Raw genomic sequence first — 12,562 nt, 5'->3', positions numbered from 1 at the left:
CTTGACTTCAGCTTATCATCGCTGCAGCTCGTCGAGAGTGAAGGTTCTTTAGTCAGATGTTCAGTTTTTTAACATCTTTTGAGGCGGTCAATGTTTGCCTAAAAACTTGCCAATTCCTCTTCAATTTCTGCGTTCCGTCGTTCGGAACGATTTGTTAGGCTTAGAGATATTGAAAACGCGAGGTGAAACGGCATGCGCTATTCTGTCGAAGAAGCGGAATTATACGCGGAGCGGGAAGGCTCGGGCGAGTCGGTCGTCCTCATTCATGCCCATTCGGTGGACCGCCGCATGTGGGATTTTCAATTCAAGCTATTGGCGCAAGAATACGATGTGGTTCGATACGATATGAGAGGCTACGGGCTGTCCGATATGCCCGTTCCTGGCGCGCGGTTTGGGCACGCGGAGGATTTGAAGCGTCTGATGGACCGAATGGGCATCGCCAACGCGCATCTGGTCGGGCTGTCGCTCGGTTCATTCGTGGCGCTGGACATGCTTGCCCTTCATCCCGAACGGACGCTGTCCGTCGTCGTGTCCAGCGGCGCTCTGTTCGACGGACCTACCGAGCTTCCAGCGAAGCATCTCCCGCCTGAAGGCCGGGAGATCGATATGACAGCTTTCAAGGCCGACTGGCTGAAGGACCTGTTGTCGTGCTGCAATGGCGAGGATGAGACCTTTCGGGAAAAGCTGTCGGAGATGGTGATGTCCTGGTCCGGCTGGCAGCCTCGCTTTGAGACGTATTTGCCCATCGGCGGGGCCGCTACGGCTCAGAGACTGACCGAAGCCAGATTCTCCAATACGCCTGCGCTCGTCCTCTTCGGAGAGTTGGACTCGGACGGCAGTCGGGCGTCCTGTCTGGCCTTGACATCCCTGCTGAGACAGGCCCTATTCAAAACGATTCCGCACGCAGGCCATTTTTGCAATCTGGAAAATGCCTCTGCCTACAACCGGGAGTTGTTAGCCTTCTTGCGCAGCGCTTGCTCTTAGCGAACAGCGAACAGCTTCGTTTGCGTGGTCCCCGTCAAGTCCATAAAAAAGAATACTTTCCACTTAAGAATTCGCATTCCCATCCGTCAAGGCACGTAATAAACTGGACATGCTCAACGTAATAGCGTGTGAAGACCATCGGATTGGAGGAAATGAGAGATGTCGGATGTATTTGACGTTAAGAAATATGGCGCTAAAGGCGATGGCTCTACGATCGACACGCGAGCCATTCAAAAGGCGATTGACGCTTGTTTTGACGCCGGCGGCGGTTATGTCGTGCTCTCGGGCGGCACCTTTGTCTCGGGAACGATCTTTATGAAGTCCAATGTATACTTGCAGGTGAATCCGTCGGCAATTCTGCTGGCCAATCCGGACATCGGCGACTACCCGGACGGGACGCACTACAACCGATATACCAATGAGACAGACATGGACAAATGCTTCATTTATGCAGAGGATGCTTCCAACATCGGTATTGTCGGAGAGGGTGAGATCAACGGGAATGCTGAACGTTTTCCGAACGAGGGCAGCATCTACCGTCCGATGATGATGCGGTTCCTGCGGTGCAAAAATATTCACGTCAAAGGGCTGCGGCTCTACAATTCGACGGCATGGACAACCGCCTTCCTGGACAGCGAAAATATATGGTGCGAAGACTTGGACATCCGCAACGACAGAAGATATAACGGGGACGGGCTGGATTACGACGGCTGCCGAAACGTCTTTATTTCCAATTGCAAAATCCTCGGGACGGATGACAATCTATGCTTGCAAGCAAGTAGCAAAGACTATCCGATGAAAAACGTGCATATTACGAATTGTCATTTTACGTCCATCTGCGCGGGCATCCGGATCGGGCTCAAGTCCGTAGGCGATATCTCGAACGTAGCGATCCAAAACTGTACTTTTGAGAATGTATGGCGTGAAGGAATCAAGATTGAATGTTCGGAGGGCGGCAGCATAACCGACATTGTCGCCCAAGGCCTGTTGATGCGAAATGTCTCGCGGCCGATCTTTATCCTCTTGAACAATCGGTTGGACGAGATCGGATCTTCCATCGGCCTGAACGATATGCCGGAAATCGGCATCATGGCGCGGATCATGTTGTCGGACATTATCGCGACGGATGACGATGAAATGATGAACACGCATTATCGCTTCACCGATGATGTGATGGGCTGTCCTTCCTTTAACGGCATTCGGGTCGATGCCTGCGACAGCTATCCAATTCGCGATTTAACGATTAAAAATATGACCTATACATTTGTGGGAGGCGTAAAGAAAGAAGATATTCCCGCAGAATACCCTAAGGTTTGGGATATGCGATTCGATCATCCTCCGAAGGTATCCGAAAATTATTATCCGACCTGGAGCCGGACCACCTTTATGGATGTCAGAAACGTTGAGCGTCTCGCGTTGGAAGGGCTGAAGTTTCATGCCCTGCAAGAAGATACAAGAGCTCCGTATATCATTGAGAACTGTGGCATCCATAAGGAAGATATTATCGTTTATTCGTAGCGGACGACAACACTGGCAAACGATGCGGCCCACGGGGCCGCATCGTTTGCCTATTGCCACAGTTAGAGGTCCTGCCCCTTCAATATTAGCAGCGCTTCTAATGGCCACGCGTCCTGAGTCGTTTTAGCGCCAGGATCATGCCCTTACGCGCCTCCTTGATCCAGATAGGCTTGAATCTGACGAACCAGCTCCGCCCTAATCTTCTCCAGCCCCAAGCCTCTCAGCTTTTTGTTCAAGGCCGCCAGGCTATCGCGCCAATTCGGGTCCAAGCCGCTGTTCAGAACCTGCATCGTCTGATTGGCCAGCGGCTGAACCTTCGCGATCTCGGTTTTGACGGGGGTCGGATCGAACAGGAATCCCGACAGGGGCAGGCGGTAATAACTGGCGGGATCGGCTTCATACGCGAGCAAATCCTGAATTTCCGGCTGTGCGTCGGCACCGATACGGGACAGATAGGGGTTCCAGGTCAACTCGAAGGCCGGGAAGGCATAATCGGACGACTCTGACGTGGTATGATAAGTGCCTTCCGCCCCCTCGGTCCAATGCTTGCCCTTGATGCCCAGCTCGAACAAATCATGGTTTTCCTGGCTCTGGAACAACCAGTCCAGGAACCGCATCGTATCGTCCGCATGCTTGGACGTCACAGGAATGGCGAGATCGTTCCAGGCCCGATAATCGGTTCCGATGCATCCGGCCTCGCGGTTGCGCTGACAATCGATGTAGACGAAGCCTTCCAGATCGGCGCCCGGCACGGCAGTTTTCAGCTTCTGCCTCGCAGACGCCCAATCGTTGACCGTCCCCTCGGCTGCGGCGGCCTTCCCGGATTCGAGCAGCAGCAAGGCATTCCGTTCGTTCAGCACGTCGGTCTGCACAAACCGGTTCCAGGCTGCGTTCTGATCGAACACTTGCGTAAAATAATCGGGCTGGTTCAGCGGCGCCGGGAATTTGGCGTACTCGGAGGAGGGGTCCCCGTAGGTGGCCGCGCCGAGCACTTGTTTTCCGTCATTTGACAGCACGACGTTAAAAGCGATGCCCGTGCCGGATAGCGCCGTCGGCGAAGCACGAAAATTTGTCTGCTTGGCCTGGTTCTCGAACATCCGGTAAAACCCGCGTTCTCCCTTAAGCGCCAGCGGTATCATGCTCGGCTCTTCCCGGCGGACACGCTCCAGATACTCTTCCAGGCCCGCCATTGAGCGAATCGGCTGCATGCCGTATTTCTCCCGCAGATCCTTGCGGATAAAGACGAGTTCGATATCGTGAAACAATTGCGTCAGCGGCAAGGCGTAAATATGGCCGTTCATTCGGTTCGCGTCCAAATAATCGGCGGGAAACGCTTTTTTTAGCCCGGGGTAGTCGTCATTGTTAAAATACTTATCCAGCACTTGATAATAGCCCTGCGCCACGTTCTGATTGAGATTCATCCAAGAGGCATCGAAGACGGCATCGACGGATTCGCCCGCCGCCAGCTTAAGCTTGATCTTTTGCTTGTACTCTTCGGGTGCGTCCCACTCGGTCTCGAGCTTCACGCGAAGCGAATCCGCGGTGCGCTTCTCGAACTCTTGGATCACGAGATCCAGATCGGTCGGCTTGTCTCCGAAAAACTGAAAAAGAAGCGTAACGGGCGGGGGAGCATCCGAAGAATCCCCGCTTGTTTGGCCGCTCGCGGAAAAGAGCCGGTCGCAGCCGCATATCATCAAAGGCAGCAAGATAAGCAGCAGCAACGCTTTAATACGCTTCATCCACCGGCCACCCTCTCCCGCTGCGAAATTTTGAAAGCGTTTAACTTTACAGTAGCATGCCCGAATGACGCCGGGTATGTCACAAATTTAAGCGTATACCGCAATTCCTTAAGGAATTCCGCGTGCCTCGCCTCTACTGTTCATCCGCCCGACTTCGCCCTGTCCCATTCCCTGTCGGCGGCGGCCGTAAGCTCGTTCAGCGTCGTTTTACCGTTGAGCCAATCCTGCACCCGCCGGTAAAACCAATCGCGAAAGCCCGCGGGCAGCGCATTGTCTCCCCAAAAATTGTTCATGAAGGCGGACTGGCCCGTACTCGGATCGTCCATCAGGTCCAGGATCCCCTGCAGCAGCGGGGTGGATACGACCGCGGCGGATTGCTGCGTCGCCGGAATGCCGTTAACGGTTTGCAGGTATTTGGAATATTCCTCGCTGCTGTAAAAAAACTGAAGAAACTGCTTCAGAACCTCCAGCTTGCCCGGGTCTCGGGCGGCGGCGGCCGAGATCGACCAGCCGATCGGCGCAGCCATGCTCGATAGATTCACCTTGCCGTTCGCGTCGGGTAGCGCGAAAAAGCCGAATTCGAACGTCGGGTCCGCCGCCTTGATCTGGTTGAACATCCACGGACCCGTGTAGAGCATCGCCGCCTGACCCGACAGCAGTGAGGCAACGGTCTGATTGTCCGCCGTATCCATATAACCGGGCGCGACGTCGCCCTGTTTCCACAGCAGCGCAAGTCGCTCCAGCGCGCGCTTCGGGCCAGGATCGCCCCAACTCGCGCTGCGTTCGCTTCGAAGCGCATTCCAGTTCGGCTGCTCCGCGTAGACTTCGTCAATCAAAAATTTGTTGATCCAAAATCCCATATGCCAGGTGTCCTTGCCGCCTACGACTAACGGATTCACGCCCGACGCTTTGATTTTCTCGCAGAGTTCCAGGAATTCGCCGAAGGTGGCAGGCGGGCCTGAGATCCCGGCCCTGCGGAACAGTGCCTTGCTGTAAATGATGCCGAGCGGCGCCGGTTTTTCGAGCGGCGCCGCATACACGGCGCCGTTCACGGCCGGAACGGGCTGCAGCAGCGTCTCGACCTCCGCGGGCAGCGGCGCGATCAGACCCGCATCCGCGAACAGTTGGGTGTCCCGCATCTCCACCAGGTCGGGAAACTCGCCGACGGCGTCCTTCATTTTCAGAAAATCCGCATAGCTCCCGGACCACGACTCGTTTTCCTCTTGAATCGCGACGGAGGGATGAGCGCGTTCGAAATCGGAAATAACGGTCGAAATGCCTTGTTTATGGGCAAGATCGCCGCCTGCGAATACGATCGTCAATGTGAGGGGCTCCGCTTGAACGTCGCCGGCAGGCTGTTCCTCGCTTCCCGATCCGCATGATGCAAGGAGCAGCGGCAAAAACAAAATCAGAAACCCAAACTTCGATCCGCGCATGCCCGCGCCTCCCTTTTGCCATTGCAATCGCATCCGCGAGCGATACCGTTACGAGTTTTTCAGAGACTGTTTATATTCCAGCGGCAGCTTCCCGTACCTTTTCTTGAACATGTCGCTAAAGTGCCTCGCATTATTGTAGCCGACCCGATCGGCGATCTCGTAGACCATCAGATCCGTTTGAAGGAGCAGCCGGTGCGCGTTTTTCATCCGTATTTCCGTGACGTACTCTTTAAAATTCCGCCCGGTATGCTTCTTGAAAAAACTGCTGAAATAATAGGGATTCATGTAAATCCTCGCTGCGATCGATTCCAGCGTCAAATTCTCGGTATAATTCGAATCGATATAAGCTTTGATCTCGGCCATCTGGAAGGAATCCTTGTTGGCCAGGCATCCTGCGGCCCGGTCGGTTAACTGCTCGAAGCGGGCGCACGCGTAGCCGGCCATGGTCTCGAAGGTCGGAAAGCCGTTCAAATCGGCCAGCAAGTTCGAAAATTCGGCATCGAGCTCCGCCATCGGAACACCGAGGTCCGCAAGCTCCTGCTTCAAGCCTGCAAGCGCGTCGTAAACCGCCGAGACGGCTGCTGCCGCGTTCCCGTGCGTCGCGCTCCGGACGGCATCCGTCAGTTGACCGAACGTAGGCGCATCGTTCGTGCCGGGCTGCGTTAACGAGCGGCCCAACTGCCGGCGCGCTTCTTCCGCACGCAACTTCGCTCTCTCATCCGCACCCGTTGGCTCGTATGAGATGACGCGATTGAGTCCTTCAAAGTACTTGAGCTTGATAGCCTCTTCCGCGTACCGCGCAGACACGGAGGCCTCCTCCAGGCTGTCAACGGCGATTCCGATGCCGAAAGTAAATCCGATCTTAAGATAGCGGTTTATTTTTTGGTGAAGATCCGTTGCGATCGCTTGCGGCAAAGCGTCGTCGTCGTGAAGGATACAGATCCCGTGCCGGTCGCCGTGTCGGAAGTAGATAGCCGACCCGGTCTCGGCTACCGCCTCGGACAACACGTTGACGATCGCGAAGTCGATCAGCTTGCGTTCCTGGTCCTGCCAGCGGTTTTCCCCTTCCAAACCAATACCGTCCATCTCGCCGAACGCGACGGATACCCGCGCGCGCGCCTCGAACGTCAGCTTGGATCGAAGGCTGCCCGCAGCCGAACGGTCTCCGTCGATCAGCCGCTGCAGGGCCTCTTCGATTGCGTCGAGCCGTTTCTGCTTTTCGAACAGGCCCGCGATCTCCTTATCTCTCTCGCGCGCGGATCGCTCGCCCGCCATGCGAATGGCTTTGCGGACGACCGCTTCCAGCTGGATCTTGTTGACCGGCTTGACCAGGTAATCCAGCGCACCATACTTGACCGCGTCCTGCGCGTAGGCGAATTCTTGATAGGCGCTGATGAATACGACCTTGATGTCCAAGCCGGCTTCGTGCACGTGCCGGATGACGTCGATGCCGGTGCAGCCCGGCATGCTGATGTCGCTGATGACGAGGTCGGGATGGCAGGCTTCCATCAAGTCCAGCAGTTCTTGGCCGTCATAGGCTTCACCGACGATCTCGATCCCGAGCTCGTGCCACGGGAGCAGCTTGCGCAGTCCGCGCAGAATGACCGGCTCGTCGTCGGCCAGCAGCATACGTATCGTTCTCATCAGACTCTCTCCTCCATTCGAAGCGGAAACAGGATGCGGACCGACGTGCCGATATCCGGCTTGCTCTCCACCAAGATGCCGTAAGGCGCGCCGCATGCCTGGCGCACGCGCTCATGCACGTTTTTAAGTCCGATGCTCTTGCCCGCCGTCCCCAGATCGTCCTCCATCCGGCGATTGAGCCGGTCGACCTCCTCCGGGCTCATGCCGCTTCCGTTGTCGTATACCGTCACGGCAATATCGTTGTCCCCGGCCCTTTCGATCGTGACCATGACCATGCCTTTGGTGACTCTCGGGCGAAAGCCGTGCTGTACTGCGTTTTCTACCAACGGCTGGATCGTGAGCTTGAGGACAGAGGCATAGAGCAGACGTTCATCGGTCACGTCGAGCCTCAGCTCGATCCGGCCGTCGAACCGGACGTTGATCAAATGGAAATAATTCCGGAGATGGTCGAGCTCCCGCTCTACGCTGACCCATTCCTCTCCATAGTCGATGACGTACTTCAGTTGATCGGAAAGGGCGTGGATCATATCCGCGACTTGTCCGTCGTCGTTGGCCACCGCACTCATCCGGATAACCTCCAGCGTATTGTATAGATAGTGCGGACGAATCTGGCTTTTTAAAGCATTCAGCTCGGTCTGCTTGCGCTTCAGTTCGAGGACGTAAGCGTCGTGGATGAACTGGCGCAGGCGCTCGAGCATCCGGTTGAATCCGTGGGCGAGCCGCCCGATCTCGTCTTTGCGCCGGGTCTCGACCGCGGCATCGAGATTGCCGGATTCGACTTGGATCATATGCCTCATAATGTCCAGGATCGGAAGCGTAAACCGCCTGGAAAACAGCATGCCCAGCAGCACTAAAGCGAGCAGACAGATCGCCGACACAAGGATGACGGTCGAACGGATCCGCTCCATGGAGGCGAACAAGTCTGTCTTGGAGGTGAGACCGATGACTTGCCCTTTCGTAAAAGGCATCGGCTGGGCGAACAGCATGCGTCTTACGTCTTTGCGGATGCCGGGTTCGTCGAAGCGTTTGCCCAGCTTGTCCGACTGATTGCTGTACAGGATGTAGCCCTTCGAGTCTACGATGTACATCTGATCGTTTTTGCTTAAGTTGACCTGCTTGAACAGTTGGCCGAATATGTCGAGGTCGACGTCGAAGTACAGCGTCCCGATGACAGGTCCGCCCGGCTTGCCCGACGTATCGATGAAGCTCCGCGCGAACGTCATGACCATGTCCGTACTGGCATAATAGGTTTCCAGATGCGGCGGAAAGACCGCCAACTCCTTTGGCTGCGACGCCAGCGCGTACGACCAGTTCACGGGAGGATACGGAATGTTCGGGTCCAGCGAGCGGCTGATCCGCGACTGCTGGAAGACGGTCTGGTCCGATTCGCGAACGAATAACGCATTGACGATATGCGAATCGCTGAACAGTACCGTTTTAAGGAAGTCGTTGATCGTCATTTGATTCATGCGCGCGTTTTGGTCGATCTCCTCCCGGATATAACCGGGGGCTTGATCGGACGAATATTGCGCGTTGTAATACATCGTTTTCGACAATTCATTGTAGCTTCGAAAAATATCGTCCGCGTTTTTGCTCAGGTACAAGATCATCTCATTATAATTGTTCTCCGTATGACGCTCGACTTGCGACGTGAACTGATTGAGCGCGAACCCGCTTAATACGAGGAGCGGAACGATGCCGACCGCGAGAAAGGCGAGTGCGAACTTGAAGAAGATGCTGTGTCTGATGTTCGACCACCTATTCATAGGTTTCCTCCGCCTGCCCGCCGTCAGTTGAAATAACAATTCCCCCATTCGGGTAGGAATGAGGGAATCGGATACGGTTTCAATTTAACATAAGTCCGAACGGATTGACACGCACTTTTTTAAGCGTTGAATCATGTTTTTTAAGAGAATCGCTTCAAGGCCGAGGCGGCTATACAAGCAGCTAGGCGGCTTCATCGGCGCTTCCATACCGTTTGCCAGTTCCCGGCGGCGATTCGAAGCGCTCCGTCGACTGTCTCTTCTACTTCCACAGCTGCTTGCCCGTGTTCCTTCGGATAGAGCAAGGTGACGAATCCATCGTTCGCATTCGCGACGGCCCGTATATAATCCATCGTGGAATAATCCGAATTGCCGCTATCGAAGAACGGGGTCGACCGCCCTTTCTCCAGCCCGATCCGCTTCACCCGGCTGACGAATACCGTCTCCAGATCAATGCCGTAAGTGCCCGGCGAATAGACGCGCTGGCCGCGCACGACTGAACCCTTAGAGGCGACGGGCAGACTGAACAGCAGGTCTCCTTCGAAGTCCATAACCGTATCCTCGATGAGGTACAGGTCTGGTTCCTTCCAATAAACGACATGCCGGAGATGCCGCCCGTTCCCCTCCGGATTGCGGATCTCGATCGTGATCGAGTCCGTATCGGGGTCAAGCTCGCAGTCGACGACCTTGCTCGTCCGGGGGACGTCCACCCATCCCCGCTCCAGACTGTAGGTGCCCGCCGACAAGTTGATGGCCCCTTCGCCGTCCTTCACGATATCGGTCCGTCCCGTCGCGAACTGCACGCAGGCATGAGAGTAGGCGCTGATATGCCAACGCGTGCTGCTGTCGAAGTATCCTTCGATCCCGCTGTCCATGACCAGCGGCACCTTTTTTTTATACAGAACGAACGAGCCTTGGTCCAGGTGCCCGTGCGCAATCGGCTCCGGGCTCGACATGATGGCGAAATAGCTCTCCTCCGGCGTGCCGTAGCGGTTGCGAAAGACATAAATGCCGGCATTCGGAAAAGCGCGGGTGGATGTCAGGTTCAGGGACGCCGCCGATTCATAATCGTCGCAGGCGCTCATGATATTTTCCAGCACGACGCCCTCTCCCCACAGCTTCTTGAAGGGCTTCCCCGCTTTCTCCCAGGTGCGGAACATCCGGTCGGCCAGCTGCCGATCCACGTTCGCGACATCCGAGAAATAGGCGGCGAAGCTGCCGAATTCGCCGCCGTCGCCCAGCGCATGGTCGCCGAATGGCGGCGTGCCGATGCGGTCGCCGAAGTACGCGTACCCTGGCGTCTGCATCTCGATGCTGAAGCCGAACATGCGGGCGAGCGGCGTCGTGCGGAACCAGTCGTCGCCGGTCCCGTTGAGGAGCACCTTGGCGATGCCCGCGAAGCGCTCCAGCGCCGCGTGGTGATACCGGATCGATTCGGGCCACGAGCGGTCCGGATTGACGTTCAGCTCAAGCTGCGCCTTCAATACGGCGAGCGCGTTGTAGAGCCAAGGCTTGCGATTCGGAAAATCGTCCAGCGCGAGCATCATAAAGACCGTGCCGGCGCACATATCGGTCTGCCAGTTGCTGCTCGCATGCTGCGCCTCCTGCGGCGTCAGCTCGGTCCGGTCGCGCAGGTCGATCATATAACGAAGCAAATAATCGACCATAGCGTACAACTTCTCTTTTTCTGCTTGATCGAATACGCCTGCTTCCTTGATCAAGGAATAGCTGACCGCCGCGCTGCACAGCAGTCTGCCGCCCTGGACGGCGCCGTAGCTGTCGCTTCCCTCCGGACGCAGGTTGGTCGCGAGCCAATGCTCGGCTCCCTGGCAGAAGTCGTGGAGCGTGTACAACATCTCCTGCTTAGCCTTCTGCGCATACGTCCGCTCTCCCGTCATCGCGTGACGGATGGCGTCGCATTGCATTGACAGTTGAAACCATCCCGCCGGCAGCGAAGATTTGCGGTTAAAGTCATATTCGTAAATGCCGGCGATCTGCTCGTCCGAATCGTAATAGGTGATCACGGTTCGCAAGCCGCGCTTCAGTTTCCCGTCGATCTTGGCGGCGAACGTCAGCGTATAGCCTTCCTCCGGCCGTACCGCGAACCTTCCCTCATACTGCCACGAGCCTTCGTCTTGAGACGTCGGATTGCAAATATACAGCGAACGTCGGCCGGCGTCTTCGGCGTACCGGAACGCGACCTGAGAAGATGGATTCGCCGTGCCGCCATGCGCCCGGTCGCCTCCCCCGCAAAACGGGTAGCGGTCCTCCCATCGCAGGACGGGATTGCCTTGGAGCGGTACGGCGTTCCAGCAGTCGGGCGCTTCCCCGCCCTCGTCGAATCCCCCGTTCGCGATGTCCAGGCTGCCTCCGGTCGCCGACAATACGTGCAGGTCGTCGATCCATACGTGGCCTAATCCGTCCCGCTCGTTTTCTTCCGCCGGCAGAATAAACGCGATGGACGCCGTGACGGCGCGCGCGGGCGCCGTGAAGTTCACGATCTTGTCCGTCGTGCTCCACAAATAAAAATCGGCGTTCAATTCGTCGTAATCGAACGTTTCCTTGGTCAGTTGCGCCATAGCCTTGTCAATATATGCTGGACTGAATCGCTCGGAGAGCCCGACGATCTGCTCGTACTGCGCCCGAACGAGCGGCCGGGTTCGTACCGATTGCTTGATCCCCTCAAGCTGTTCTCGCGCGAAGTACAAGCTCGACTTCGGATCGAGATCGGTACGGAATACCCGGGAAAAGCGAAAATCGCGAATCCGGTCGAAGCAAACAACGACGGCTCGCGACGCCCTGTCCTTCCAATCGGCGGCTTCTTTTTCGCGCAGCGCGACCTCGAGATCTTCCAGGGCGCTTTTCAGTGTGCTGCCGGCCGAAGCGTCGTAGCAGCCGACGTCTTGCCCGAAGGTCGCGCCGTCCAATAGCTCGTTCGCCTTTTGGATCGCAAGGACCGCTCTGGCGCGGAGCTCCTCCTCGGCGAGCCTTCCCATATCCTGCTGCTCGAACCAAGCCAATCCGGGCTCAAGTCCGTAATAATCGAATACGCCTTCTTTACGGTAGGTCGGCGCCATCGTATAGCGATGTGAGGCGAACATCATTTCTTCTTCTTCCCTTGGCCGGTAAAATGCACGGCTGCGCGTAAACGCCCGTTCGACTTTTCCCTCCAGCGCGCGCTCCGCTTCACCGACCAGGTCGCCGATGGCCAGCTTGGACCCCTCCGTAAAATAAGCGGATCGCGTTCGCAGCATTTCCTGCGCGCGTTCGACGAGCTTCTCCAACTTTTCCCGGTTGTGCGATTTTTCCATTTTTCTCTCACCCTTCTTTCGGGAATCTGCCCTAACCTTATCACCGGTCGGACCTGGCTTGAATGAGGTTTTTATAGCCGGAACCGCGCTTTTTTAAGAACACGCCGGACGTAGAAAAGTAAAAAACCGCCCCGGACAATGCCGGGACGGTGCATCGAGCAGATGAG

The 12,562-nt window shown here is 56.4% G+C and carries 7 protein-coding genes; 2 read left to right on the top strand and 5 right to left on the bottom strand.

Features of this window, described 5'->3' with window-relative positions; genetic code table 11:
* The first annotated feature begins 192 nt into the window (after window positions 1–192).
* Window positions 193–984, top strand: coding sequence for an alpha/beta fold hydrolase (locus KVT38_RS00600; protein WP_217591737.1), 792 nt, complete (start codon window positions 193–195; stop codon window positions 982–984).
* 159 nt (window positions 985–1,143) lie between these two features.
* Complete coding sequence (locus tag KVT38_RS00595; protein ID WP_217591736.1) at window positions 1,144–2,502, top strand: glycoside hydrolase family 28 protein; 1,359 nt, start codon at window positions 1,144–1,146, stop codon at window positions 2,500–2,502.
* Window positions 2,503–2,645: 143 nt separating this feature from the next.
* On the opposite strand, the gene KVT38_RS00590 is transcribed toward KVT38_RS00595, so the two are convergent.
* From KVT38_RS00590 to KVT38_RS00570, 5 genes are all read right to left on the bottom strand, one after another.
* Entirely contained in the window at window positions 2,646–4,241 is a 1,596-nt protein-coding gene (locus KVT38_RS00590) for an ABC transporter substrate-binding protein (RefSeq protein ID WP_217591735.1), read from the bottom strand.
* Between the two features lie 140 nt (window positions 4,242–4,381).
* Window positions 4,382–5,677 carry an ABC transporter substrate-binding protein gene (locus KVT38_RS00585; RefSeq protein WP_217591734.1) on the bottom strand — a complete coding sequence of 432 codons (1,296 nt, stop codon included), beginning with the start codon at window positions 5,675–5,677 and terminating at the stop codon, window positions 4,382–4,384.
* A gap of 48 nt (window positions 5,678–5,725) precedes the next feature.
* The gene (locus KVT38_RS00580; RefSeq protein ID WP_217591733.1) at window positions 5,726–7,321 is read right to left on the bottom strand and encodes a response regulator transcription factor; all 1,596 of its coding nucleotides are present in this window, start codon (window positions 7,319–7,321) and stop codon (window positions 5,726–5,728) included.
* Window positions 7,321–9,087: a cache domain-containing sensor histidine kinase gene (locus tag KVT38_RS00575; RefSeq protein WP_217591732.1), complete on the bottom strand. Its 1,767-nt coding sequence runs from the start codon at window positions 9,085–9,087 to the stop codon at window positions 7,321–7,323. The genes KVT38_RS00580 and KVT38_RS00575 overlap by 1 nt, the downstream gene beginning before the upstream one ends.
* Before the next feature lie 191 nt (window positions 9,088–9,278).
* Window positions 9,279–12,395 (bottom strand): heparinase II/III domain-containing protein, encoded by a 3,117-nt coding sequence (locus tag KVT38_RS00570; protein WP_217591731.1) that lies wholly within the window; start codon window positions 12,393–12,395, stop codon window positions 9,279–9,281.
* Window positions 12,396–12,562 lie beyond the last annotated feature (167 nt).

The sequence above is a fragment of the Cohnella sp. GbtcB17 genome (assembly GCF_019091135.1).
Taxonomy (GTDB): domain Bacteria; phylum Bacillota; class Bacilli; order Paenibacillales; family Paenibacillaceae; genus Cohnella.
Note: the sequence above shows the minus strand (reverse complement) of the source record. Positions and strands in the feature narration are given on the sequence as shown.